25 protein-coding genes are annotated in these 25,607 nt (G+C 62.6%); 19 read left to right on the forward strand and 6 right to left on the reverse strand.

Going from position 1 to position 25,607, the window contains the following annotated elements; all coding sequences use genetic code 11:
- Positions 1–13 precede the first annotated feature (13 nt).
- Complete coding sequence (locus HJD22_RS13955) at positions 14–286, forward strand: acylphosphatase (protein WP_208656418.1); 273 nt, start codon at positions 14–16, stop codon at positions 284–286.
- A 16-nt stretch (positions 287–302) separates the two neighbouring features.
- Here the strand turns inward: HJD22_RS13955 and HJD22_RS13960 are convergent, their stop codons facing one another.
- Genes HJD22_RS13960 through HJD22_RS13970 form a run of 3 tightly spaced genes read right to left on the reverse strand, consistent with a single transcriptional unit; the run spans position 303 to position 3,189 of the window.
- Positions 303–1,244, reverse strand: a complete 942-nt coding sequence (locus tag HJD22_RS13960) for a nucleoside hydrolase (protein ID WP_208656417.1) — start codon at positions 1,242–1,244, stop codon at positions 303–305.
- 20 nt (positions 1,245–1,264) lie between these two features.
- A complete protein-coding gene (locus tag HJD22_RS13965) occupies positions 1,265–2,197 on the reverse strand; it encodes a ribokinase (RefSeq protein WP_248730263.1) in 933 nt (310 codons plus the stop codon).
- Positions 2,198–2,244: 47 nt separating this feature from the next.
- Complete coding sequence (locus tag HJD22_RS13970) at positions 2,245–3,189, reverse strand: NAD(P)-dependent oxidoreductase (protein WP_208656415.1); 945 nt, start codon at positions 3,187–3,189, stop codon at positions 2,245–2,247.
- A gap of 196 nt (positions 3,190–3,385) precedes the next feature.
- Here HJD22_RS13970 and HJD22_RS13975 point away from each other — a divergent pair, with 196 nt between their 5' ends.
- The 13 genes from HJD22_RS13975 to HJD22_RS14035 all read left to right on the forward strand — a co-directional run bounded on the left by HJD22_RS13975 (position 3,386) and on the right by HJD22_RS14035 (position 14,087).
- The gene (locus HJD22_RS13975; RefSeq protein ID WP_208656414.1) at positions 3,386–3,664 is read left to right on the forward strand and encodes an FmdB family zinc ribbon protein; all 279 of its coding nucleotides are present in this window, start codon (positions 3,386–3,388) and stop codon (positions 3,662–3,664) included.
- A 74-nt stretch (positions 3,665–3,738) separates the two neighbouring features.
- A complete protein-coding gene (gene aspS, locus HJD22_RS13980) occupies positions 3,739–5,520 on the forward strand; it encodes an aspartate--tRNA ligase (protein ID WP_208656413.1) in 1,782 nt (593 codons plus the stop codon).
- A gap of 112 nt (positions 5,521–5,632) precedes the next feature.
- Entirely contained in the window at positions 5,633–6,178 is a 546-nt protein-coding gene (ruvC, locus tag HJD22_RS13985; RefSeq protein WP_208656412.1) for a crossover junction endodeoxyribonuclease RuvC, read from the forward strand.
- A 96-nt stretch (positions 6,179–6,274) separates the two neighbouring features.
- Entirely contained in the window at positions 6,275–6,880 is a 606-nt protein-coding gene (gene ruvA / locus HJD22_RS13990) for a Holliday junction branch migration protein RuvA (protein ID WP_208656411.1), read from the forward strand.
- 36 nt (positions 6,881–6,916) lie between these two features.
- A complete protein-coding gene (ruvB, locus tag HJD22_RS13995) occupies positions 6,917–7,954 on the forward strand; it encodes a Holliday junction branch migration DNA helicase RuvB (RefSeq protein WP_208656410.1) in 1,038 nt (345 codons plus the stop codon).
- Positions 7,951–8,346 carry a tol-pal system-associated acyl-CoA thioesterase gene (gene ybgC / locus HJD22_RS14000; RefSeq protein WP_208656409.1) on the forward strand — a complete coding sequence of 132 codons (396 nt, stop codon included), beginning with the start codon at positions 7,951–7,953 and terminating at the stop codon, positions 8,344–8,346. The genes ruvB and ybgC overlap by 4 nt, the downstream gene beginning before the upstream one ends.
- Before the next feature lie 25 nt (positions 8,347–8,371).
- Positions 8,372–9,061: a protein TolQ gene (tolQ, locus tag HJD22_RS14005; protein ID WP_248730264.1), complete on the forward strand. Its 690-nt coding sequence runs from the start codon at positions 8,372–8,374 to the stop codon at positions 9,059–9,061.
- A gap of 12 nt (positions 9,062–9,073) precedes the next feature.
- Entirely contained in the window at positions 9,074–9,514 is a 441-nt protein-coding gene (gene tolR / locus HJD22_RS14010) for a protein TolR (protein ID WP_208656408.1), read from the forward strand.
- Positions 9,515–9,520: 6 nt separating this feature from the next.
- The gene (tolA, locus tag HJD22_RS14015) at positions 9,521–10,642 is read left to right on the forward strand and encodes a cell envelope integrity protein TolA (protein ID WP_208656407.1); all 1,122 of its coding nucleotides are present in this window, start codon (positions 9,521–9,523) and stop codon (positions 10,640–10,642) included.
- Positions 10,642–11,937, forward strand: a complete 1,296-nt coding sequence (tolB, locus tag HJD22_RS14020) for a Tol-Pal system beta propeller repeat protein TolB (RefSeq protein WP_208656406.1) — start codon at positions 10,642–10,644, stop codon at positions 11,935–11,937. Before tolA ends, tolB begins: the two co-directional genes overlap by 1 nt.
- Before the next feature lie 34 nt (positions 11,938–11,971).
- Positions 11,972–12,505: a peptidoglycan-associated lipoprotein Pal gene (gene pal, locus HJD22_RS14025; protein ID WP_208656405.1), complete on the forward strand. Its 534-nt coding sequence runs from the start codon at positions 11,972–11,974 to the stop codon at positions 12,503–12,505.
- A gap of 30 nt (positions 12,506–12,535) precedes the next feature.
- Positions 12,536–13,297, forward strand: coding sequence for a tol-pal system protein YbgF (gene ybgF / locus HJD22_RS14030; RefSeq protein ID WP_208656404.1), 762 nt, complete (start codon positions 12,536–12,538; stop codon positions 13,295–13,297).
- Between the two features lie 28 nt (positions 13,298–13,325).
- Positions 13,326–14,087 carry a YciK family oxidoreductase gene (locus HJD22_RS14035; protein WP_208656403.1) on the forward strand — a complete coding sequence of 254 codons (762 nt, stop codon included), beginning with the start codon at positions 13,326–13,328 and terminating at the stop codon, positions 14,085–14,087.
- A gap of 8 nt (positions 14,088–14,095) precedes the next feature.
- Here HJD22_RS14035 and HJD22_RS14040 read toward each other — a convergent pair whose 3' ends face one another.
- Together HJD22_RS14040 and ubiG are read right to left on the reverse strand one after the other, a co-directional pair.
- A complete protein-coding gene (locus HJD22_RS14040) occupies positions 14,096–14,755 on the reverse strand; it encodes an HAD-IA family hydrolase (RefSeq protein ID WP_208656402.1) in 660 nt (219 codons plus the stop codon).
- On the reverse strand, positions 14,752–15,483 hold the full coding sequence (ubiG, locus tag HJD22_RS14045; RefSeq protein ID WP_208656401.1) for a bifunctional 2-polyprenyl-6-hydroxyphenol methylase/3-demethylubiquinol 3-O-methyltransferase UbiG: 732 nt from the start codon (positions 15,481–15,483) through the stop codon (positions 14,752–14,754). The genes HJD22_RS14040 and ubiG overlap by 4 nt, the downstream gene beginning before the upstream one ends.
- A 316-nt stretch (positions 15,484–15,799) precedes the next feature.
- Here ubiG and galU point away from each other — a divergent pair, with 316 nt between their 5' ends.
- Together galU and HJD22_RS14055 are read left to right on the forward strand one after the other, a co-directional pair.
- The gene (galU, locus tag HJD22_RS14050) at positions 15,800–16,690 is read left to right on the forward strand and encodes a UTP--glucose-1-phosphate uridylyltransferase GalU (protein WP_208656400.1); all 891 of its coding nucleotides are present in this window, start codon (positions 15,800–15,802) and stop codon (positions 16,688–16,690) included.
- Positions 16,691–16,696: 6 nt separating this feature from the next.
- Entirely contained in the window at positions 16,697–18,016 is a 1,320-nt protein-coding gene (locus tag HJD22_RS14055) for a nucleotide sugar dehydrogenase (RefSeq protein WP_208656399.1), read from the forward strand.
- 85 nt (positions 18,017–18,101) lie between these two features.
- On the opposite strand, the gene HJD22_RS14060 is transcribed toward HJD22_RS14055, so the two are convergent.
- Entirely contained in the window at positions 18,102–18,680 is a 579-nt protein-coding gene (locus tag HJD22_RS14060; RefSeq protein WP_208656398.1) for a superoxide dismutase, read from the reverse strand.
- A 170-nt stretch (positions 18,681–18,850) separates the two neighbouring features.
- Here HJD22_RS14060 and HJD22_RS14065 point away from each other — a divergent pair, with 170 nt between their 5' ends.
- The 3 genes from HJD22_RS14065 to HJD22_RS14075 are packed head-to-tail and all read left to right on the forward strand — an operon-like array spanning position 18,851 to position 25,603.
- Positions 18,851–19,714: a hypothetical protein gene (locus tag HJD22_RS14065; protein ID WP_208656397.1), complete on the forward strand. Its 864-nt coding sequence runs from the start codon at positions 18,851–18,853 to the stop codon at positions 19,712–19,714.
- 1 nt (position 19,715) lies between these two features.
- Positions 19,716–21,572 (forward strand): autotransporter assembly complex family protein, encoded by a 1,857-nt coding sequence (locus HJD22_RS14070; RefSeq protein WP_208656396.1) that lies wholly within the window; start codon positions 19,716–19,718, stop codon positions 21,570–21,572.
- Positions 21,536–25,603 (forward strand): translocation/assembly module TamB domain-containing protein, encoded by a 4,068-nt coding sequence (locus tag HJD22_RS14075; protein ID WP_248730265.1) that lies wholly within the window; start codon positions 21,536–21,538, stop codon positions 25,601–25,603. The genes HJD22_RS14070 and HJD22_RS14075 overlap by 37 nt, the downstream gene beginning before the upstream one ends.
- The last annotated feature ends 4 nt before the right edge of the window (positions 25,604–25,607 follow it).

Raw genomic sequence — 25,607 nt, forward strand, 5'->3', positions numbered from 1 at the left:
TAGGGAGTGAGAAATGGACAAGTGCTGTATCAAGGCCATCGTGGTGGGCAAGGTGCAGGGGGTGTGGTTTCGCCGTGCCACACAGGAGCAGGCGCTCCAGCATGGCGTGACCGGTCATGCCAGGAATCTGCCCGACGGTCGCGTCGAGGTGGTGCTATGTGGTGCCTCGAGCGCGGTAAACGCCGTCACGCAATGGCTATGGCAGGGACCCACTGGCGCTCGAGTCACGCATGTCGAAATGGAAGGTATCGAGTGGCACGACACCAATACCTTCCGTACGCTCTAGCGCTGTCGCGGCGAGACTACGACAGGGTGTCGACGATCCACTCGATCACTGCATCGCCATTGGCGCCCAGGCACACCTCCACCAGTGGCGTGCGTGACCAGCGCTCGACGATGAAGTCGCGGCCCTGCGGCGCGAACACCGTCTGTCCCTCGGCGGGGCCCTCCGTGACTACCGAGAGGTGGCCATGCACGGTGGTGAAGAGCTCCGGCCTGATGAGCCAGGCCAGTGCACAGCTGTCGTGGGGACAGCAGCCGTCGATACCAAGCGCGCCACGGTAGAAATCGCTGTAGAAGGCATAGCTGTCGGCCAGCACTCTCCCCAGTTCCCCTCGGCCGGCGGCGATCTTCTCCATGGCATCAGGGGCCAGCACGCAGCGGTGCGTGGCATCCAGCCCCACCATGGTCAGCGGCCAGCCGGCGGTCAGCACCCGCGAGGCGGCGTGCGGATCGTTGAAGATATTGGCTTCGGCAACCGGCGTGACATTGCCGCCTTCCCTGATCGAACCGCCCATGACCACTACCTGTTTCACCCGATCGACGATGCTGGGGTCGAGCAGCAGGGCGGTTGCCAGGTTGCCGAGCGGGCCCACGGCCACCAGCGTCACCTCGCCCGGGCGGGCATTGACGGTGTCGACGATGAACTGAGGGGCACTGACCTCCAGCGCCTTGCCCTGAACCTCGGGAAGCGGGATGTTACCCAGTCCATTGGCGCCATGGATGAATGCCGGGGCAAGGTGCTTGGCGTTGACCAATGGCGCGGCGGCTCCCTGGGCAACAGGAATGGTCTGACCCGCCAGTTCGCACAGCAGCAGGGCATTGCGGGTCGCGGTATCGATTTCGACATTGCCGAAAGTGGTGGTCAGGCCGAGCAGTTCGATCTCGGGGTGGGCCAGGGCAATGGCGATGGCCTGGGCGTCATCGATGCCCGGGTCGGTATCGAAGATGATGGGATAGGACATGAAGACTCCTTTGGAAGCAATTAAGCGAGAGGTGTCGACTGCAATGGGGCCCAGCTGTCCATGGCGCTCTTGACCTCGTCGATAGTCGGGATGCTGGGTGCCGCACCCGGCCGCTGGACGCAGAGCGCCGATGCGGCACTGGCCAGTCGCAGGCAGTGCTCGGCCGATTCACCGGCTTGACGCGCGGCAAGAAAATAGCCGATGAAGGTATCGCCAGCAGCAGTGGTGTCGACCGCCGTGACACGGTGGGAGGGTAGCGAGAGGCGTTTGCCACCGCCCTGATAGCAGACGCCTTCGCTGCCCAGCGTCAGGACCAGCTCGCCATCCGGCAGTTGTCGAGAGAGCGCATCAAGCAGCTGCTGGGCGTCGCTGTCGGCTGGCAGGCCCGCCAGGTCGGCTGCTTCGACCCGATTGACGAACAGGCACTGGCAGTCAGCCAAGGGGAGCTGAATTACATCCGCGGTCATCGGGGCGGGATTGAAGGCGATCACCATCCCTGCCTCCCGTGCCCTGAGCATGACTCGTGCCAAGCCATTGCACTCATTCTGCAGCAACAACCCGTCGCCGGGCTGCGCCTGGGCAATCAGCGTATCGATGCGTCGGTCACTGAAGCCATGATTGGCGCCCGGATAAAGGATGATCGCGTTCTCGGCCGCGGCGTCGACTTGAATCAGCGCATGGCCGCTGGATTCATCGCAGAGCTCGACACCCTCGACATCCACGCCGGCTTCGACCAATGGCTCGAGCGCCCAGCGGTCCTGAGCGCTCAGTCGCCCCCAGTGGCCCAGCTTGCCGCCGGCACGCGCCATGGCTAGCGACTGATTGGCGCCCTTGCCGCCCAGCACCTGTCGGTAGCTGCTGCTGGTCAGCGTCTCGCCGGGTCTTACCAGGTGGGGCACTTGATAGACGTGGTCGATATTGATCGAGCCGTAGTTGTATAGAAAACTATTCACTTGCTTCTCTTGCATGTGATGTCCTGGCCTGGCCCTGTCGCGTTAATTCAAGAGGCGCCAATTTCACGCCACTGCTGGAGGTTCTCCACCGTCAGGTACACGATATTGGCGCGAGCTTCCGGCGTGATCCAGGCATTATGGGGGGTGACGATGAGATTCAGCGGCTCCCGAAGTGCCGCGATCAGTGCATGCCCGTCACGCGGCGGCTCTGCGGGCAGGGAATCGACACTGAGCCCCCCCAGATGACCGGCACGCAGGGAATCCAGCGCAGCGTGCTCGTCGATGATGCCGCCCCGCGCGCAGTTGACCAACAGGGCACCGGCTTTCATGCAGGCAAGGCGCTGAGCATCGAACAGATGGTGGGTGGCATCGCTCAGCGGACAGTGCAAGCTGACGATATCGGCATCGGCCAGCAAATCGGCCAGCGCCGGCCGAGCATCGTTGGCCTCGTTGCCCGGGCGGGCCGCGAAGGTGACCTGCATATCGAAAGCGCTGGCGAGCTGTGCTACACGGCTGCCAAGCTCGCCCTGCCCGACGATCACCAGCCGCTTGCCGGCCAGCTGCAAAGTAGTATGTCCCATCAAACAGAAGAAAGGGCTCTCGCCCCAGCCACCATCGACCACCTCGCGCTGATATAGCGGCAAACGGTTGGCCAGGGCCAACATCAGCATTAGCGTATGCTGAGCTACGCTTGCAGTGCCGTAGGCGGTCACGTTGCGCACTGCGATACCGCGTTGCCTGGCAGTCTCGGTGTCGATATTGTTGAGACCCGTGGCCAGCACGCAGATCAGCTTCAGTTCTGGCAGCGCCTCGAGCACCTCGGCATCGAGAACCACCTTGTTGACAATGGCCACTGTGGCCCCCTGGAGACGCGCCACGCGCTGGTCATCGCGGGTCAGGGCATGAATATCAAGCGCATCGACCTGATTGCGCAGGGGGCTCAGGTCGATATCATCGCCAAGAGTGGCGGCATCGAGAATCACGGCTTTCATTGGCGTCATCCTTCTGGTTGTCTTGTCGGCGTTCCGGCATTATGCCGCCTTGCCCGGTAGGGGGCGCAACACGCTATAATGCCGGGCTTGCCAGGCAGGCTTGGAAAGTGCGATTGGCGGCCTTATATCGCTGGGCGGTGGGCCGTGGCAAACGCCATCAAGCCCATGCGCTGTCGAATCAGGAGTGATGAGAACGATGCCCATCTATGAATATGAGTGCAAGGCCTGCGGCCACCGCATGGAGAAGCTGCAGAAGATCAGTGCTGATCCGCTGAGGGAGTGTCCGGCCTGCCAGGCACCCGAACTCAACCGGCTGGTCTCCGCCGCCGGTTTCCGGCTGGCCGGGGGCGGCTGGTACGAAACCGATTTCAAATCCGGTTCGAAGAAGAATATCGCCGGCGAAGGCACCTCGAGCGATTCGAGTGCCGCCAAGCCGGCAGCCACGGAGAGCCCAAAAGGCGGTGCCGCCGCCTGAGCAGGGCAAGCAGGCCGGCACAATGCCGGCCTGACCACGATTTCATTTGTTAACGCTACAGAACAGGATTTGACATGCGCAGCCATTATTGCGGCCAGCTGAACGAGACCCAGGTGGACGAGCAGGTCACCTTGTGTGGATGGGTGCACCGTCGCCGAGATCACGGTGGGGTGATTTTCCTCGACATGCGCGATCGCGATGGCGTCGCCCAGGTCGTGGTCGATCCGGACACCCAGGAGGCCTTCGCCACCGCCGACCGCGCCCGCAATGAGTATGTGCTGCGCATCACCGGACGCGTGCGCGTACGCCCGGAAGGCACCCAGAATCCCAACATGCCGACCGGCATGATCGAAGTACTGGCCAAGAAGGTGGAGGTGCTCAACACCGCCGCCACGCCGCCGTTCCAGCTCGACGAACATGGCAAGGTAGGCGAGGAAGTGCGCCTCAAGCACCGCTACATCGATCTGCGTCGTCCAGAGATGATCGAAAAGCTGCGCCTGCGCTCGCGCATTTCGCACAATGTGCGTGCCTATCTCGAGGGGCAGGGCTTCCTGGATATCGAGACCCCGATTCTGACCCGGGCCACCCCGGAAGGGGCGCGCGACTACCTGGTGCCGAGTCGCACCCACGCCGGCAGCTTCTTTGCGTTGCCGCAGTCGCCGCAGCTGTTCAAGCAGCTGCTGATGGTCTCCGGCTTCGACCGCTACTACCAGATCGCCAAGTGCTTCCGCGACGAGGACCTGCGCGCCGACCGTCAGCCCGAATTCACCCAGATCGACCTCGAAGCCTCGTTCGTCGACGAAGACGACATCATGGGCATCACCGAGACGATGATTCGCGGCTTGTTCAAGGAGGTTCTCTCGGTCGAGCTGCCCGAGTTCCCGCGCATGCCCTACAGCGAGGCGATGACGCGCTTTGGCTCCGACAAACCGGACCTGCGTATCCCGCTGGAGCTCACCGATGTCGATGATTTGATGCAGCAGGTCGACTTCAAGGTCTTTTCCGGTCCCGCCAAGGCTGACGACGGCCGCGTTGCCGCGCTCAAGGTGAGCGGTGGCGCCAAGCTGTCGCGCAAGGAGATCGACGACTACACCAAGTTCGTCGGCATCTACGGTGCCAAGGGGTTGGCCTGGATCAAGGTCAACGAACGCGCCAAGGGGCTCGAAGGGCTGCAGTCGCCGATCGTCAAGTTCATGGAGAACGTGGTCGAAGCGCTGCTCGATCGGGTCGAGGCGAAGGATGGCGACATCATCTTCTTCGGTGCCGACAAGACGCGTATCGTCAACGAGGCGCTGGGCGCGCTGCGCGTCAAGCTGGGTGAGGACCTGAACCTCTACACTCAGGCCTGGGCACCGCTGTGGGTGGTCGACTTCCCGATGTTCGAGGCCGACGACAACGGTCGTCTCTCGGCACTCCACCACCCGTTCACCGCCCCCTCGTGCACCCCGGAAGAGCTCAAGGCCAACCCGGCGACGGCGCTCTCGCGTGCCTACGACATGGTACTCAACGGTACCGAACTGGGTGGCGGCTCGATCCGTATCCACGACCAGGCTATGCAGCGCGTGGTCTTCGAGGTGCTCGGCATCGGCCAGGAGGAGGCCGAGGAGAAGTTCGGCTTCCTGCTCGACGCACTCAAGTTCGGCGCACCGCCGCATGGCGGTCTGGCCTTCGGCCTCGACCGTCTGGTGATGCTGATGACCGGCGCGCGCACCATCCGCGAAGTGATCGCCTTCCCCAAGACACAGAGTGCGGCGGATCTCATGACCGACGCGCCGGGCGAAGTGAGCGCAGATCAGCTCAAGGATCTCAATATCCGCCTGCGTCAGAAGGCCAAGCCGGACGCCACCAGCGAGTGAAATCGGCACCCACTGCTGGCGTTTGGCCAGCCTTGGCTATTATTCCTAGTATGATCACGAGATCGGCGCCCGGCGGGCGCCGATCTCGTATCCGTCACCCGGAGAGCGTCACATGTTGATTCTGGGGATCGATCCCGGCTCGCGAATCACCGGCTATGGCGTGCTCGACGTGAGCACGTCGACGCCGATCTATGTCGCCAGTGGCTGCATTCGTATCAAGGCTGACGACCTTGCCCAGAAGCTGGCTCAGGTCTATGCCGGTGTCAGTGAGCTGATCGCCGTGCATCGCCCCGGTGAATTTGCCATCGAGCAGGTATTCATGGCCAGCAATCCCGATTCGGCACTCAAGCTCGGCCAGGCCCGCGGTACGGCAATCGTATGCGCCGCCAATCATGGGCTGGCGGTAAGCGAATATGGGCCGCGCCAGATCAAGCAGGCGGTGACGGGAACAGGGAGCGCCGACAAGGTCCAGGTGCAGCACATGGTGACCGCCATCCTCGGCCTCTCCGCCACCCCGCAGGCTGATGCCGCCGATGCTCTGGCCATTGCCTTGACCCATGCCCACGCCCGGCTCGGGCTGGTGACCAAGGGTAGTTATGGTGGCCGACAGAGCCGCCAGACTCGTGGCAAGCGCTGGCGTGACTACCAGCCGGAATGACGGCCCAAATCGTTAAGAAACGCTGTTTGAAAGCGCTAGCAAGTCGACTTGGCGAACAGTATAGTGGGCCAGCAGTTACCCTAGGAATGGATAGGCATGATCGGACGCCTGCATGGCACTCTGCTGGAAAAACAGCCCCCGTGGCTGGTCGTGGACGTCGCCGGCATCGGCTATGAGCTCGAGGCCTCGATGAATACGCTGCTGGCCCTGCCGGGGGTGGGCGACGCCGTGCGTCTTTATACCCATCTGACGGTTCGCGAAGATGCCCACCTGCTCTATGGTTTTGCCCGCGAGCAGGAGCGTGCGCTGTTTCGTGCCTTGATCAAGGTCAATGGCGTCGGCCCCAAGCTGGCTCTGGCGATTCTCTCGGGAATGGAGGAAGCCCAGTTCATGCGCTGCGTGATGGATGACGACGCCAAGTCCCTGACCCACCTGCCCGGGGTCGGCAAGAAGACCGCCGAGCGCCTGATCATCGAGATGCGCGATCGCTTCCCGCACTGGAGCGGCGATGACCTGATCGGTGACGCAAGCGCTTCGGCAGCCCGCGCAGCCCCGGCGGATCCCCTGCAGGATGCCGAAGCGGCGCTGGTGGCGCTGGGCTACAAGCCAACGGAAGCCACTCGCATGCTGAGCGGGCTGGATGCCGAGCTCTCCACGGAGGGCTTGATCAAGGCCGCCTTGACCCGCAAGCTGGCAGGCTGACGTATGGGGATATCCTATTAACGATGAGTGAATACCATGCTTGACAGCGATCGCTTGATCGCTGCCCAGTCGCAACCTGGAGAGGGGCGTGTCGATCATGCCATCCGGCCGCGTCGTCTAGCCGACTACATCGGTCAGCCCGTAGTACGCGAGCAGCTCGATATTTTCATCAGCGCGGCTCGCGGGCGTGACGAGAGTCTCGACCATACGCTGGTCTTCGGCCCGCCGGGGCTTGGCAAGACCACGCTTGCCAATATCATCGCCGCGGAGATGGGAGTCGACATCAAGTCGACCTCAGGCCCTGTGCTCGAGCGGGCGGGTGATCTTGCCGCCATGCTCACCAATCTGCAGCCGGGCGACGTACTGTTCATCGATGAGATCCATCGACTTTCGCCTGTGGTCGAGGAGATCCTCTATCCCGCGATGGAGGATTTTCAGCTCGACATCATGATTGGCGACGGGCCCGCCGCGCGCTCGATCAAGCTCGATTTGCCGCGTTTCACGCTGGTCGGCGCCACGACACGGGCGGGGTTATTGACCTCGCCGCTACGTGACCGCTTCGGTATCGTGCAGCGTCTCGAGTTCTACAACATCGCTGAGCTGACCGAGATCGTCGCGCGCTCGGCGCGCCTGCTTGGGGTCGTGGCGGATCGTGAGGGGGCCGCCGAGATCGCGCGACGCGCCCGCGGCACGCCGCGTATCGCCAACCGGCTGCTGCGCCGCGTGCGCGATTTCGCGGAAGTCCGCGGCAATGGCCGTCTCGATGCCGCCATCGCCGATCAGGCACTCAACATGCTTCATGTCGATCGGCATGGTCTGGACCATATGGATCGCCGGCTGCTCCTGGCGATGATCGAGAAGTTCGATGGAGGGCCGGTGGGCGTCGATTCACTCGCGGCGGCAATCAGCGAGGAGCGCGATACCATCGAAGATGTCATCGAGCCCTATCTGATCCAGCAGGGATTCATGATGCGCACCGCACGAGGCCGTGTCGTGACGCGCCTGGCCTACCAACACTTCGGCTTCAGCATCGATGAGCGCGAGCCGCTGGCCGGCGAAGAGGGCTCGGCATGAGCGGTTTCAGTATGCCGATGCGGGTTTATATCGAGGATACCGATGCCGGTGGCATCGTCTATTACGTCAATTACCTGAAATTCATGGAGCGAGCGCGCAGCGAATGGCTCAGGCAGCTGGGATTCACCCAGCGGGAGCTGCTCGAGGCCGGCATCCAACTGGTGGTGCATCGCCTGGAGTGCCGTTACACGACGCCGGCGCGCCTCGACGACACCCTGCATGTGAGTGCCGATGTTGAGACGCACAGCGCCTGCCGCCTGAGTTTTCGCCAGCGGGTGATGCGCAACGAGGAACCGTTGTGTGACGCGCAGGTCGATATCGCCTGCATCGATGCCGTTCGCCTCAAACCGACACGCTGGCCAGCGGCAATCGCCGCGGCCCTAACCAAATAACCTGGCAAGACTGACGAGGATACCTGTGAACGACTCCATGTCCATTCCCCACCTGATCATGAGTGCCAGTACGGTCGTGCAACTGGTCATGCTGCTGTTGACGGTAGGCTCTATCGCCTCCTGGGTGGTGATCTTCCAACGCAGCTTCGTGATCAGCCGAGCCCGCAAGGCGCACCAGGCTTTCGAGGAGCGCTTCTGGTCGGGGGTGGATCTCAACGAGCTCTATCGCGAAACTCCCGCCGAGCAGGAGACCGTCGGCTCCGAGCATATCTTCCGTGCCGGTTTTCGTGAGTTCAATCGCCTGGCCTCCAAGACACGTAGCCCTCAGGCCATTCTCGAAGGCGTCCAGCGCAGCATGCGTGTCGCCTGGTCGCGCGAGGAGGAGCGTCTTAGCCTGCATCTAATATTCCTGGCTACGGTCGCGTCGGCCAGCCCCTATATCGGCCTGTTCGGAACCGTGTGGGGCATCATGGGCTCCTTCCAAAGTCTCTCGATGACGCAGCAGGCAACGCTCGCCACCGTGGCACCCTGGATCGCCGAGGCGCTGATCGCCACGGCCATGGGTCTGTTCGCAGCGATTCCGGCGGTCATCTTCTACAACCGCCTCTCGTCGGAGTCGGGCAAGCTGCTCGGCAAGTACGAGGATTTCGCCGAGGAGTTTCACTCCATCCTGCACCGCAACCTGCAGGGCCGCGCCGACAACGACGCCGCCTGAGGGAGCCGACTCATGAATGGACCATTCAACCGCGGCGGTAGCCGCAAGCCGATGGGCGAGATCAATGTGGTCCCGTTCATCGACGTCATGCTGGTGCTGCTAGTGATCTTCATGATCACTGCGCCGATGCTGACCCAGGGCGTTCAGGTGGATCTGCCTCAGGTGACCTCCGAGCCGATCGAGGATATGGAGGACCGCGATCCGATCATCGTCTCCGTCGATCGTGAAGGGCAGTATTACATTTCGCTGGGTGACGACGAGACATCCGTATCGCTCGATGAGCTTGCCGATCGCGTGATCATCATTCTCGATCGCCGCCCCGATACGCCGGTGATGGTGCGGGGCGACCGCAGCGTTCCTTATGGCCAGGTCGTCACCTTGATGAGCACGTTGCAGGTAGCCGGGGTGGCCAATGTCGGTCTGATCTCTGAGCCGCCATCCGGGGAGAATTGAGGAAACATGGCCAGACACGAGGCACGTGTAGGCTATGGCCTGCCCACGCTGCTCGCCATCGGCCTGCATGTGCTGGTGGTGCTCTTCAGCGTGATCAGTTTACCGTCGAGCGATCCTGAGCCGACGTCATCGTCGGTGGTGCAGGCGACCCTGATCAGCACCGAGACGACGACCGATCAGGCGCAGCGGGCGGAGGAGGCGCGCGCGCGCGCCGCTCAGCGCCAGGCCGAGGAGGAGTCTCAGCGTCAGGCCGAAGAGCAGGCCGCCGCCGAAGCCGAACGCCAGCAGGCCGAAGCCGAGTCGGCGGCACGTCAGGCGCAGCAGGCCGAGCAGGAGGCTGAGCGCCAGGCCGTCGCCGAGGCCCGCGAAGCAGAGCGTCAGCAGGCCGAAGCCGAAGCCCAGCGGCGAGCCCAGGAAGCCGAACAACAGGCGCGTCAACGCGAGGAGCAGGAGGCAGCCGCCGCCGAGCGCCAGCGCCAGGCGGAGCAGCAGCGTCTCGCCGAGGAGGCAGAGCGTCAGCGCCAGGCTGAAGCCGAACGGGAGCGACAAGCGGAGGCAGAGCGCCAACGCCAGGCTGAAGCCGAACGGGAGCGACAAGCGGAAGCTGAGCGTCAACGCCAGGCAGAGGCAGAGCGCCAACGACAGGCTGACGCCGAACGAGAGCGACAAGCGGAGGCAGAGCGCCAACGCCAGGCAGAGGCCGAGCGGGAGCGTCAGGCAGAAGCTGAGCGGGAACGCCAGGAAGCCGCACGCCGAGCTGCAGAGGCAGCCAGCGACATCGACAGCCTGATTGCCGGTGAGCAGGAGTCGATCGCCAACGCGCGTCAGGCCGAGCAGGCGGCCAATAGCTTCCAGAATCTGGTACGCCGTGCGGTGGAGCAAGCCTGGACGATTCCGGCAGGCTCAGCCTCGGGGCTTGCCGCCACGATCAGCATTTCATTGCTGCCGACAGGGGAGTTGATCGGGGCTAACATTGTCCAAAGCAGTGGAGATAGTGCTTTCGATAATTCGGCTATCCAGGCCGTGCAGCGCGCCGCGCCGTTCCGCGAGATGCGGGATCTACCGCCGGCCGCTCAGAGCCAATTCAGACAGTTCAACTTGAGATTCCGACCCGGGGACGTACGCTGATGAAATCTTTTCTAAAAGTATGGCTGGCCAGCATGCTGTTGCTCGTGGCATTCCAGGTGCAGGCTCAGGCCAACCTGACCATTGAAATTACCCGTGGCAGCGACCGGGCCGTGCCCATTGCCATCGTCCCGTTTGCCGAGGATGGCGGGACGCTTCCTGAGGATATCGCTCGCATCATCAGCGATAACCTGGAGCGCAGCGGCCAGTTCGAACCTCTGTCGCGCAGCTCTCTCATCGCGTCGCCCACCTCGAGCGACGAGGTGCGCTATGGAGAGTGGCGAGCAGTGGATGCGAACTATCTCGTGGTGGGACGCGTCTCACGCGAGGGTAGCGGCTATCGCATACGCTTCGAGCTGATGGATATCTACGGCGCTCGGCGCATGATCGGTGAGGAGGTGACCAGCGGTAGCGGCGAGCTACGCAGCGCAGCTCACTACATCAGCGACCAGATCTTCGAGGCGATTACCGGCATTCGTGGCGCTTTCTCGACGCGTATCGCCTATGTTACCGCTCAGGGAGTCGGCGACAATATTCGCTTCGGGCTCTACGTCGCCGATGCCGATGGTCGCAATAGTCAGGAGATACTGACCTCCAGCGAGCCGATTCTCTCTCCGGCCTGGTCGCCGGATGGCAGAAAGCTTGCCTACGTCTCCTTCGAGACCGAGCGCCCGGCAATCTACATTCAGGATCTCGCCTCGAGCCAGCGCGTGCGCGCGACCTCCTTCAGCGGTATCAACGGCGCGCCGGCCTGGTCGCCGGATGGCCGTCGTCTGGCTATGTCGCTCTCCAAGGATGGCCAGCCCGAGATCTACGTCATGGATATCGCTGGGCGCAGCTTCGAGCGCATGACCAACAGCACTTCCATCGATACCGAACCGAGCTGGTCACCGGATGGCAGACACATTATCTTTACTTCCGATCGTAGCGGCGGCCCGCAGCTTTATCGGCTCGACGTGGGCAGCAAGCAGGTCGAGCGCATGACTTTTACCGGTAACTACAACGCTCGCGGCCGTTATTCTCCCGACGGTGAGGCGCTATTCATGATTCATCGCGGCAACAATGGCTATCAGGTCGCTCGCCAGGATCTGGCCAGCAATCGCCTGGTAACACTGACCGATACGCGCGCAGATGAATCTCCTAGTGTTGCACCCAATGGGACCATGGTAATCTTCGCCACCCAACAGGGTAACAACGGTGTGTTGGCAGCAGTCTCGTCCGATGGCAGAGCCTCGTTCCGACTGCCAGCGGCACAGGGTGACGTACGCGAACCCGCTTGGTCACCTTTCTTGAACTAATAGTGTGTCATTCAATCCTAGCAAGGAGTGGTAAATGCAATTCTCATCTTACGCCAAGGGGCTGGTCGTCGCGGTTTCACTCGCTTTCGTAGCTGGCTGCTCCAGCACTGGCGGAACTCAGGATGGGTCCATGGATGGCACCATAGGTGGCGCTGCGACTGGTCAGGGAGTGGGTACCGGTCAGGCGGGTGGAACCGGTCTCGGTGGTCAGTCCGGCCAGGCTGGTCAGCAGAACGGTATCCCCAATGTACGCACTATCTACTTCGATTTCGATCGCGATACCATTCGCAGCGAATTCGAGTCGGTCCTGAGGGCTCATGCCCAGTACCTGCGCGCCAATCCCAATGCGCGCGTTGTGCTGGAAGGCCATACCGACGAGCGTGGTACTCGTGAATACAACATGGCCCTCGGCGAGCGTCGCGCGAATTCCGTGCTTCGTTACATGAGCGTCCAGGGTGTCTCCCCGTCGCAGCTGGAAGTGGTCAGCTACGGCGAAGAGCGTCCGGCCGTGCGAAGCACCAACGAAGAGTCCTATGCCCAGAACCGCCGTGTGGTTTTCTCTTACTGATAGATGCCTCTGGCTTCAGTGGAGTGATAAATGAAACACAGCCTGAAAAGGCTGTGCGGCGCGGGAGCCCTGGTGCTCCCGCTGTCCGTTTGGGGGGCTCCCATCGTGGAGGACCTCTCGGCCCAGCCGCGCAGCTTCTATGAGCAAGCCGAAGTACGCGAACCTGGCGGCGGCAGCCTCATGCTGCTCAACCAGCTTCAAGAGAATCAACAGGAGATCCAGCAGCTGCGTGGTCAGCTGGAGGAGCTTCGTCACCAGCTCGAACAAATTCGTCAGCTCAACCAGGAGCGCTATCTGGATCTTGAGCAGCGTATCACTGCAGGAGGGGCTGGAGCGGGTAGCTCTAGCCGCGTCGACCAGTCGGCGGCGCAGCAGGTGGCGGCTAGTGGCGGTGCGTCCGCCGGTGGTGCCAGCAGAGATGCGCAGGTGGCATACCAGCAAGCCTTCCAGCAGGTCCAGGCACGCGACTTTCCCGCCGCCATTGCCGCCTTCGAGCGCTTTGTCGAGGAGCATCCCGACAGCAACCTGACCGCCAATGGCTATTATTGGCTGGGCGAGCTGCACTCCGCCGAGTCCAATCTGGAGCAGGCAGCGGCCGCCTTCCAGACGGTAATCGACGACTACGCCGACAGCAACAAAGTGCCGGACGCGCTCTACAAGTTAGGGCTGATGCGAGCACGTCAGGGTCAGCCGGATGCCAGCCGTGCACTTCTGACACGCGTTCGCGACGAGTTCCCCGACAGCAACGCGGCCGAACTTGCCAACAACTTCCTCAACCAGTCCGGCGTGTGACGTCGCTGCCTGATCGATAGGAGTCCCGATGAGTTGCATGATCGACTATCGTCCCGCCCCGGACCTGCTCAAGGAGCGTGTGATTCTGGTCACCGGTGCCGGAGACGGCATCGGCCGCGTGGCAGCCAAGGCCTACGCTGCCCATGGCGCGACGGTCATCCTGCTGGGCAGGACCATCGCCAAGCTAGAGAAGGTCTACGACGAGATAGAGGCCGCCGGAGGGGCCCAGCCAGCCATCTTCCCACTGAATTTCGAAGGGGCCACCCTCAAGGATTACCAGGAGATGGCCGAGACTCTGGATCGTGAGTTCGGCCGTCTCGACGGGCTTTTGCACAATGCGGGGCTGCTCGGGCGGCTGACACCGTTCGAACAGGCCAATCCGGCACTGTGGGAGCAGGTCATGCAGGTCAATGTCAATGGCCCGGTATGGATGACCCAGGCGCTGCTACCCTTGCTTCAAGCTTCGGAGGATGCCTCGGTGATATTCACCAGCTCCGGCGTGGGCCGCAAGGGGAGAGCATATTGGGGGGCCTATTCGGTCTCCAAGTTCGCCACCGAGGGCTTCATGGAAGTGCTCGCCGACGAGCTCGAGAACCTGACCTCGATTCGTGTCAATAGCCTCAATCCCGGCGCGACGCACACTCAGATGCGCAAGAATGCCTATCCTGGTGAGGATCCCAACGTGCTACGCACCCCCGATGGCATCATGCCGACCTACCTGTGGCTGATGGGGCCGGACAGTCGCGGCCACAATGGCCAACGCTTCGATGCTCAGCCGACGAAGCAGTAGTTATGGAATCAACGCTCCTGCAGTGCCGCCACCAGTGCTGCAGGAGTCTTGAACCATAGATCAGCGGGCCATGCGTGGATGTCCTCGCTCTCCTCCACATAACCATAACCCACCGCAACCGCCGTCATGCCCGCATTGCGCGCCGCCTGCATGTCGCGCAGATGATCGCCGATATACCAACACTCCTCGACGCCCCTCTCAAGCCGACGAGCGGCTTCCCATAACGGCTCCGGCGAAGGTTTCTTCACCGGCAAGTCATCGGCACATAGCAGCACGCCTGGCTCAAGGCCGAGCGCCTCGAGCAGCGGCTCGGTATAAAGGCGTGGCTTGTTGGTGACGATGCCCCACGCCCGTGGCGGTTGCGACCAGCGCTCCAGCAGCGCCTCGAGCCCCGCAAAGACGCGACTTTCCACCGCCACGTCGCGACCGTAGGCCTCGAGCAGAAAGCGGCGCGCCTCGGCATGTCCCTCGGCATCGCTGGTAAGCCCCAGCGCCAGGCTCACCAAGGCACTACCGCCATTGGAGACCTGGCCGCGAATACGTTCGAAGGGCATCGGCGGAAGCCCATGGTGGGCACGCAGCGCATTGGTGGCACGCGCTAGATCCAGCGCGGTATCGACCAGGGTCCCATCGAGATCGAACAGCAGGGCGCGGGGGGCGGCAGTCATGGCATATCCAGGCTGCAGTGGATCATGTAGTTGACCGAGACATCCCGGGGCGACAGCCTGTAGCGACGCGTGATCGGGTTGTAGACAAGTCCACTCTGTTCGCGCAGCTTGAGGCCTGTGGCACGACACCAGCCGGAGAGCTCCGCCGGGCGAATGAACTTGCGGTAATCGTGGGTGCCACGCGGCAGCAGCCGCAGCACGTACTCGGCGCCGAGAATCGCGAAGGCGTAGGACTTGGGATTGCGGTTGATGGTCGAGAAGAATAGCTGCCCGCCCGGCTTGAGCAGGCTTGCGCAGGCGCGCACCACCGACTCCGGGTCTGGCACGTGCTCGAGCATCTCCATGCAGGTAACGACATCGAACTCACCGGGATGCTCGGCGGCCATCTCCTCGGCACTGGCCTGGCGATAATTTACCACAAGGCCGCTCTCGAGCAGGTGCAGTCGCGCCACCGACAAGGGTGCTTCGCCCATGTCGATCCCGGTCACATGAGCGCCCCGATGCGCCATGGCCTCGGCCAGGATGCCGCCGCCGCAACCCACGTCGATCACTCTCTTTCCGGCCAGGCCGACCCGCGCATCGATGAAGTCGAGACGTAGTGGGTTGATGTCGTGCAGTGGCTTGAATTCACTCTGCTTGTCCCACCAGCGGCTGGCGAGCGCCTCGAACTTGGCGACTTCGGCCTGGTCGACGTTGACACGCCGCGCTGTCACATGCGGATCACTCATGCCTTGCCTCTCCTTCAGTTGTTGCCGCTTGGCCCATCAGGACATCTGGGTCACATTCTAACCGCTCCTATCACGCCTTGTCCGCTCATGGATGCCAGGCAGAAGTGCGGCCAGACAGACAAATGGATACATATTGTTTCATAATGAGAACAATCAGTTGCGCTGAAGGGCGACGAGACTTATAACGCACTATCGGTCGCAAGAGACTCGTCGCGCGCTGAACCGGGAGCGTATTGGCATTGTTTCCGCCGGTCCACGTCAGACTAACGTTGTGGCATACTTAAGTCGTCACTCACACAATCAGGAAGGATCCGACATGATACGCAAGGCCGTACTCCCTGTGGCAGGACTCGGTACACGTTGCCTACCAGCCTCCAAGGCTATCCCCAAGGAAATGATCACCATCGTCGACAAGCCGGTCATCCAGTACGTGGTCGAGGAGGCGATAGCGGCGGGAATCAAGGAGATTGTGCTGGTGACGCACTCCAGCAAGAGTGCCATCGAAAACCATTTCGACAAGCATTTCGAACTGGAAGCCATGCTCGAGGCCAAGGGCAAGCAAGAGCTGCTCGATGAACTTCGCAATATCATTCCCGACGACGTCAATATCATCAGCGTGCGTCAGCCCGAGGCGCTGGGCCTGGGCCACGCCGTACTCTGCGCTCGCCCGATCATCGGCGATGATGAGCCGTTCGCGGTGCTGCTGCCCGACGTGGTAGTCGACGACGACGGCCGTTTGCGCAACGATCTGGCCGGCATGGTCGATGCCTTCGAGAGCAGTGGCCTGGCGCAGATCATGGTAGAAAACGTGCCGCAGGACGTGGTCTACAAGTACGGCATCGTCGACATCGCGGGCGAAGTGCCGGCGGCGGGCCAGTCGGCGAAAATCTCAAGCGTGGTCGAGAAGCCATCGGTAGAGGAGGCGCCCTCGACCCTGGCCGTCATCGGTCGCTATCTACTGCCTGGTAGCATATTCCCACTGCTGGCCAAGACCGCGCCTGGCGCCGGTAATGAAATCCAGCTTACCGATGCCATCGATACGCTGCGTGAAACGGATGGCGTTGCAGCTTATCGCATGCAGGGTGCCACCTACGATTGCGGTCATCAGCTGGGTTATCTCGAGGCCACCCTGGCCCTGGCCAAGAAAAATCCCAAGTATGCGGAGGGCTTCGGCAAGCTGCTCAAGCGCTACGCTGCCGAGGAGTGATCATCGATGCGAGTCATAGTGCTAGGCAGTGAACTGGCAGCAGCCACAGCGGCCGCCGCGCTGGCAAGCGTGGGGCACCGTGTTGGCTGGATTCCCCATCCCCAGAACCCCTGGTCGTCACTCCAGAGCGAGGAGTGGCTTGGCCGGGAGCCGGAGCTCAAGAGCTATCTGGAATCGACACAGCGGGGCGGCTCGCTGGTCATTCATGACCAGTTGACCCATTTTTGCGAGAAGTTCGACGGCAATGACCTCGACATCCTGTGGTTGGCGCTTTCGCCGGATCAGCGCAGCGACGCCGAAGCCTATGTCGAGAAACTCGCCGCCGAGCAGTCCTCCCCGGTGGTGGTGATCAACAACTCCACCTTCCCGGTAGGCGAAACCGAGCAGCTCGAGGGATTACTGAGCGCCGGCCAGAGTGTGGTGGCACTTCCCGACATGCTCGAGGAGGGGCGCGCCTGGCACGCCTTCACCCGTCCGGCACGCTGGTTGCTGGGCTGTGAGGATGACCAAGCCATGGTGCAAGTGCATGAGCTGCTGCGCGCCTTCAATCGTCGTACCGACTCTTTCCAGCGCATGCCGCGGCGAGCCGCCGAGCTGACCAAGCTCGCCATCAACGGTATGCTCGCGACTCGCATCAGCTACATGAACGAGGTTGCGGGACTGGCCGACTCGCTTGGCGTCGATGTCGAGTACGTGCGACGTGGGATGGGCGCCGATCCGCGTATCGGTTACCAGTATCTCTATCCCGGCTGCGGCTTCGGCGGTCCCAACTTCTCCCGCGACCTGATGCGTCTGGCTGACGTACAGTCCGCCAGTGGCCGTCAGTCGGCACTGCTTGAACAGGTGCTCGATATCAACGAGCAGAAGAAGGAGACGCTGTTTCGCAAGCTGTGGGCTCATTTTCACGGCCAGTTGGAAGGGCGCACAGTGGCGATCTGGGGGGCGGCTTTCAAACCGGGTACGGCGCGCATCGATCACGCACCCGTACTCACGCTGCTTCGCGCGCTCTGGGCTCAGGGCGTCCATGTCCGTCTGCACGATCCCGCTGCTTTGGCAGCACTGCGCGAGGAGGTGGGCGAACAACCCTTGCTGACGCTGTGCGATGGCGATCCGTACAGCGCCTGTGAAGGGGCGGATGCATTGATGCTGATCACCGAGTGGAAGGTCTACTGGAATCCGGACTGGAATCGCCTCAGGCAGCTATTGAGCGAGCGCCTGGTGCTGGATGGGCGAAACATCTTCGATCCCGCCTATGTCGCCGCGCGTGGCCTGACCTATCGCGGAATCGGTCGGCGTGCCGATCCCCTCGACTTGCCCGAGCGCTAGGCTCAGCTCACCCTCCATCGAAGCCCCTTTCTAGGGGCTTTTCCTTGAAACAGCTCTTCACCTCTTGTCGCGCGTCAGGCCATCTTTAGGCATGGTTCAACGCCACGAAGTCCCAGTTGATCAGCCTCCAGAGACTTTCCAGATACTTGTCTCGGAAGTGACGGTAGTCGATATAGTAGGCGTGCTCCCACAGATCGATGCCCAGCAGCGGAATCTGCCGATGCGCAATCGGCGTATCGGCATTTGTCGTAGTGACGATCTCAAGCTTCCCGTCTAGGGACTTGATCAGCCAGACCCAGCCGGCCCCGAAATGCTGCATCGCTTGGGTGGTAAAGCGCTCCTTGAAGCCATCGAAGGAGCCAAATGCCGTCTCGATGGCCACGGCAAGATCGCCGCCTGGCGCGCCTTCGCCCTGGGGAGAAAGACAGTGCCAGTAGAAGGTGTGGTTCCAGGCCTCGGCGGCATGGTCGAAGAGCGCACCGGAACTGCTGGCGATCAGTGCCTCCAGCGATTTGTTATCGTCAGGCGTTCCGGCAATCAACCTGTTGAGCGTGGCGATACTCTCCTGGTGATGCTTGCCATGGTGATACTCCAGCGTTTCGCTGGAGAGAAGCGGCTCCAGGGCATGTTTCTCATAGGGCAGTGCGGGTAGTTCAAAGGCCATGGTGAGCTTCTCTTGTGCGCGCAGAAAACCTCATGATACCAGTCGCCTGCGTCAGTAGTGTCGCTACCTTTCCGCTCCTGCGGTATGCTCAACGTCGCGAGGCGTTACGCCTGATAGATACACCCAGACTGTACTGCAGTCATCAGATCCTTCCATGACAAGGAGTCCCTATGGCCGAGCGCCCTGAGGAAAAGCGCTTCTCGTCACCGATCGTGCCCGATGTCGATGCCAGCCTGACTGCTCAACATCTTCGCCATCACCATCGGCAGGCGGCGGTGTGGCCCCTGTGGTGCCTGATTCTGCTGCTCATGGCGGGAATCGGTGTCATGGCCTATTGGATATGGGAGGAGCGCCTCGCCATGCAACAGGAGCTCAGCCGCCTCGAGGGCCAGCTCTCCAACGTGCATGCCCGACTCGATGGCTTTTCAAGCGTCGAGGAGGGTGATCTCGATGACCTCAGCGATGAGATGGCCACGCTGAGCAGTGCCCAGCAGGCCATGCGTGAACGTCTCGAGGAGCAGGAGGAGCTGCTCGATTCGATACGTGTCGCGAGCGTGGATGAACAGGCCGTTGCATCGCTTGCCGGCCGCGTCGATTCCCTGGGTGAGGAACTTGCCAATCTAGAAGCGGTCGTGTCATCGGTGCGAGTATCCCTCGACTCCCTGGAGCAGGCCGGTGATGATGGGCGTGCCGCGCTGGCGGCGCGCCTGGGCAGCTTGGATGAAGCACTGAGCCGCCAGGAAACACACTGGGAGGAGGTTGCCGCGCTGCGTGAACGCCAGCAGGCCTTGGAGGCGAGTCTTGACGAGAGACCGCGTTTCTCACCTGAGACGGTCCAGGCGCTGGAAGAGGAGTTGGAGCAACTCGCTTCGACGATAGAGGCCCTCGTCTCCCAGCGCGAGAGTGACGATGAGGCGCTGACGTCGATGCGTGGGCGGCTAGGTTCCGCTCAGGCCGAGCTCACCGAAATGAGACAGTCGCTGCTTGCCAACAGCGCACAATTGGAAGCCCTGCAGAGCCAGCTTGGGAATTGATATGGACTATCGTGCGGTCTGGCGCCTGGGGGCGGTAGCGCTTTGCTTGCTGCTTCCCAAGAGCGCCATGGCATTGGATGCCCGTGTGGAAGGCCTGGAAGGCGCCGCAGCTGGCAATATCGTCAACTACCTGCAAGGGGTAGAGGCGCAGCAGTACACCAGAACCAGACTCGAGGGCGAAGTTCGCCGGCGTACTCAGGAAGCGCTGCGCGCCTTCGGCTACTACGAGCCCCAGATTCATCTGGCTTTCGATGGCGAACCGCCCCGGCGCGTCACGATCATGCTGGAACCCGGTCCGCAGGTGGTGATCACGGTACTCGACGTGGAGGTCGCCGGAGAGGCAGAGCAGGATCCCCCCTTTCAGGCGCTGCTCGATGCCTTTCCGTTGAGTGAAGGCGACCCTCTGCGCCATGCGCCCTACGATAGCCTGCGCAACCGCCTCTCGGCGCTGTCGCTTGAGCGCGGCTACTTCGATTCGCGCTTCAGCGACCGCCGCATGGAGGTGCGTCCCTGGGAGGAGAGCGCTCGCCTCTACCTGACGCTGGATAGTGGCCCGCGCTATCGCTTTGGCGAGGTTACCTTCCGGGGAAGCCAGATCGACGAGGATCGACTGCGTCGCATGCTGCCCTTCAACCCTGGCGATCCCTACCTGGCGGGCGAACTGGCGCTTTACAATCAGCGCCTGGGGCAGAGCAACTGGTTCAGTTCGATCACCGTGCGTCCGCGCCTCGATGGCGATGACGTGCTGGCGATGACGGCAGAGCCGGGCGGCTGGTGGCAACAGACCGAGCTGGTGGGTCTCGAGCAGCAGACTCCCGCGCTGCCAGGCCCGCGCCTGTCGCCTGCCGCATTGGCGGCCGTACAGTCGCTGCAGCCCCGCAATCGTGAAGTCCCCGTCGATGTCACCGTCACGCCAGCCGATCGCCACCAATTCGAGGTCGCGGTAGGCTACGCCACCGATGTCGGGCCTCGTACCAGCCTGTCCTGGAACCGGCCCTGGCTCAATAGCGCCGGACACAGCCTCAGCCACGAGCTCTTTCTGTCGGGTCCCGAGCAGCAGCTCACCGGCCAGTACGTCATGCCACTCGACAACCCGCTGCGTGACAGCTATCGCATGCAATATGGGTTTCGTCACCGCGACCATGAAGACACGCGCAGCCTTGAGGCCTCGCTGGAAGTAGCCAGACGTTGGGAGTTCGACAATGGTTGGGTACAGAGCGCCTTTGTGCGTACTACTTATGAGGACTACACCCAGGCCGGTATCGACGATGCGGTCTACCTGCTCTATCCCGGCATCAACTGGTCGCGTACCCGTACCCGCAACCCACGCTTCCCCACCTGGGGTGACCGTCAGGGCCTTACGCTTGAATACTCCGACTCCGCCTGGGGTTCCGGGGCTGATTTCCTGCGTATCACGGCGGATTCGCAATGGATTCGCATGCTGGGAGAGAACAACCGCTTCGTTGGGCGGGTGGGGGTCGGGGCGATGGAAACCGACGATTTCGAGAGTATTCCTCCCTCGCTGCGCTTCTTTGCCGGGGGGGATCGCTCGGTGCGAGGCTACGCCTTCGAGAATCTCGGCCCCCGCGATGAGCAGGGGCGCCTGCTCGGTGGCCAGCACGTGTTGACAGCCAGCCTCGAGGTCCAGCGTCGCATCACCGGCGACTGGTGGGGCGCGGCTTTTATCGATACCGGCAACGCCTTCAACGAGTGGTGGCCTGAAGAGCTCAATACCGGCGCGGGCCTGGGCGTGCGCTGGATTTCCCCTGTCGGGCCGATTCGCTTCGATATCGCCCATCCCTTCGATGATGAGGAGGATTCGTGGCGCATTCATTTCGCCATCGGGCCGGAGTTTTGAGGGGTAGGGCGCTGATATGGGCGCTACTTCGTCTGTTGTTGTGGTTACCATTGTGGCTGTTGGGCCTGATGATATTCGTCCTTGGCCTGATCCTCTCTCCGTGGGGGACTGGTGTGCTGCTCGACCAGGCGCAGCAGCGTGGCTGGCTTGAGTATCGTCAGGCGCAGGGCGCCCCCCTTGACCACCTGATGATCGAAGGGCTGCGTCTCGATGCCGGCCCTGCCAATGTGGCGATCGAGCGTCTCGAGCTGCGCTGGGCCGATGACTGCCTGCTCCGCGGTCGGCTGTGCATCGACAACCTCGCCGTCGAGGGGGCCCGCATCACGCTCTCGGCGCCCGACGGGACAGAGCCAGACGAGCCAGCGACGACACAACAGGGCGATGGCATGGGGGATATCCACCTGCCATTCCCGCTCGTGATCCGCACGCTGTCGCTTGTTGATGTCGATCTGAGACTGGCCGACGGTACGCATGTCGAGTGGAATCGTTTCACCTCGGGCCTCAGTACCCAGGGCGACAGCGTAGTACTGCGCCCGACCTACCTGACCGATGTTCGCGTCTCACTGCCGGTATCGCCTGGCTCGGCCCTGGCGCTATCGGTGGATGAGGCAGATGGCACCCGGCATGCCACGCTCTCTGCCGATGCCATTGACGCAAGCATCGCCGCACAGTCGCCACTGCCCGCCGTCGCCGCGCAGCAGCTGGAGGCGATCGCCAGCGTGCCACTCGAGGCACGTGATCGTCTTGCGCTGCCCGAGATCGATTTACCTCTGGAGATCGTGGTGCCTCAGCTGGTAGTCGAGAATGTCGAGCTTTTCGGGCCCATCGACTACCGCATCGAGCGCCTTGCATTGGCCGTGGCGGCGCGCGGCCACTCGGTGCGACTCAACACGTTCGATCTTCGCTCCAAGGATGCCCGTATCCGTTTGCGGGCAAGGGTCGAGCTGCGCGACGGCTACCCGCTAGAAGGGCGCCTGCTGACCGAGCTCTTCCTGCCCGAACTGATGCCCGAGCTTGCCGGGGAACGACTCGATCTACACTTCGCCGGCAGCCTTGCCGAGCTCGATCTACAGCTCGATGCCCAGGGCCCCGTGGCTGCCGAGGCAACCGCCCGGCTGAATGTGCTCGATCCCACGCTGCCCTTTCTGGTGACGCTGCGCGCCGACGAGGTGCAGTGGCCCTTGCCTGGCGCGGTAGCACCCCAGGAGGATGAAGCGGACGTTTCGCCATATCGTGCCGAGCAGCTGGTGGCGCGGGTAGAGGGAAATCTGCTCGAATACCAGGCGGCGCTGTCGGTGCTCGCTTCTGGCCCCGAAGTACCCACGGCTCGCCTGGCCCTCAATGGGCGTGGCGACCTGCAGCGCTTCGCCTGGACACCGCTATCGATAGCCCTCCAGCAGGGCGGTACACTGATCAGTCATGGTGAGGCGAGCTGGACGGAAGGGCTGCAGGCGACGACACATCTGCGCCTCAACAATCTCGATCCGGGACTTTTTACCGAAGCGGTCGAAGGGCGCTTGAGCGGTACCGCCGAGATCGCCTTCGCCCAGGCGCTGGAGCGCTGGCAGCTTGACATTCCCTCGCTTGCGATCCGCGGCGAATTGCAGGAGCTGCCTCTGGCGCTCGATGCACGACTCAGCGGCAATAGCGAGATGCAGTGGCATATCCAGCAGCTCGACTTCCGACAGGGCGACAATCGCCTGACTGCTGAGGGGCGCATTGATGAGCGTCTCTCGCTGAGTGGCGCCGTGAACGCACCGGCACTCGCCGCCCTATCACCGGAACTTGAAGGCAGCCTGCGTGGCGATTTCGATGTCTCCGGTACGTTTGAGGCGCCCCAGCTACGCCTAGATCTCATCGGTGAATCCCTCCGTCTCGCCGACAACCGTCTTGATGAATTGACGCTGCAGGCACGGGTGCAGGGGCTGGATGACCCCAGACTGGATATCCAGCTCGACATCGTTCGGCTGCTTGCCACCGGACAGCGCTTTTCCAGCGTCGAGATGAATCTTGAGGGACGACTCTCCTCCCATCAGCTGTCGTTTGAAGCGCTAGCAGGGCGCGGCATGCCGCTGTCACGAGCGGCACTCACGCTGGAGGGGGGCATGAATGCTGCCCGTACCCGCTATCGTGGCACCTTGACCCCACTTGAGATAGATGCCGAGCTCGCCGACATCCGGCTGCTCGACCCCCTCCTGTTCATCGTCAATCTCGAGGCGGGGAGCGTGCAGGCGCAACCTTTCTGCCTGGGTATCGAGCAGGGCGGACGACTCTGCGTCTCGGAACCGCTCAACGCCTCGGCCAACCAGGGCAGTGGTAGCGTATCGCTCGAGGCACTGCCGATGGTACTGCTCGAGGAGATGATGCCGGAGGGGTGGCAGCTGGGGGGCGAGACGGGCGCCGACATGCAGTTCAGTTGGGGGCGTGGCGGTGCGCAGTGGGCCATGCAGATGGAGCTGGCAAGCGATTTGGCCCTGCAGGGGCTCGACGTCTATGGCCAGCCATGGACGCTTCCCGCCTCACGTCTTCACCTCGATGTCGATGCCAACCAGGCGCGTGCGAGTGCCTCCCTGGGGCTCGACCTGTCCGAAGCGGGAGACCTGCATCTGGACGTGAGCATCGACGACCCCGTCAACCAAGGAGCGATGCAGGGCAGGCTGCGTCTCAACGCGATTCAGCTGTCGCCCTATCAGGCACTTGGTGCCGCCATCCAGCAGCTCGAGGGGAGCCTGAATGGCGATGTCGCCATTGCAGGCAGCCTGACAGCGCCAAGCCTGTCAGGGGACATTCGATTGCAGGGCTTGCAGGTGATCGGCGCCGATGTACCAGTTCAAGTACGTGACGGCGAGCTGCACGTGGCCCTCAATGACGACCGTGCCGATATTCAGGGCTTCATGACCGCCGAGGAGGGCCGCCTGGAAATACGGGGTGATGCGGCCTGGCCAAGCCCCGACGACTGGCGGGCAGCCATCACCCTGGATGGCCGCAGCGCACCGCTGCTGGCGGAGCTGCCGGATTTCGGGCGGCTGCGCATCGCACCCTATCTGGAGATCGATATCATCCCCTCGTTGCTTCAGGTGCGTGGCCGCGTCGATGTGCCCTGGGCCCGCCTTGTCATCGGCCAGATACCAGCCGCGGCGATTACCCCAAGCAGTGACGAGATCATCATCACGCGCCGCGACGAGATGCGTGCCCAGCGCGAGACCGAACGTGCCGCTGCCGAAGCCGCTGAGGAGGGCTTCGACGAGAGTGCCGCAAGTGTGCTGGCGGAGTCGGGCATGGCGATCGACGTGATGATCGATCTCGTGCTGGGTCCGGACATGCTGCTCGAAGCCTATGGTCTGGAAGCCGGATTGAACGGCAACCTCGAGGTCCGCCAGCAGGAGGGCCCTGTCCAGCTGTTCGGTGACGTCAACATGACCGACGGCCGTTTCCGTGCCTTCGGCCAGGATCTGCTGATTCGTCGCGGCCAGCTGCTCTTCAGTGGCCCCGCCGACCAGCCCTTGCTGCAGTTCGAGGCGATCCGCAATCCCGCAGTCACAGAAGATGATGTGGTCGCCGGCCTGCGTGTGACGGGTTCGGCCGAGGCACCCAATCTCGAGGTTTTCTCCGAGCCCGCGATGGATGAAGGGCGTGCGCTCTCCTATCTGCTGCGTGGTCGTGCGCCAGGCGACGGTGATGCCGACGGTGCCCTGGCCTCGGCACTGATTGGCTTGTCACTGTCGCGTACCGGTGGCGCGGTGGGTCAGCTGGGCCAGGCATTTGGCATCGACGACCTGGCACTCGAAACCGCAGGTACCGGCGAGGAGAGCCAGGTGGTGGTCAGCGGTCAACTGACCGAGGATCTGCGCATCAGCTACGGCATGGGCATTTTCTCTCCCATCGCCGAGCTGACGCTGCGTTACACGTTATGGCGAAATCTCTACTTGCAAGCCGTCTCGGGCGCCGCGCAGGCAGTCGATCTGGTGTATGGTTTCAGCCTGGGGCGCGCCGAAACGTCCCCTGAGTACTCGACAATGTCAGGAGAGTGACGCC

This window comes from Halomonas sp. TA22 (genome assembly GCF_013009075.1).
GTDB lineage: Bacteria > Pseudomonadota > Gammaproteobacteria > Pseudomonadales > Halomonadaceae > TA22.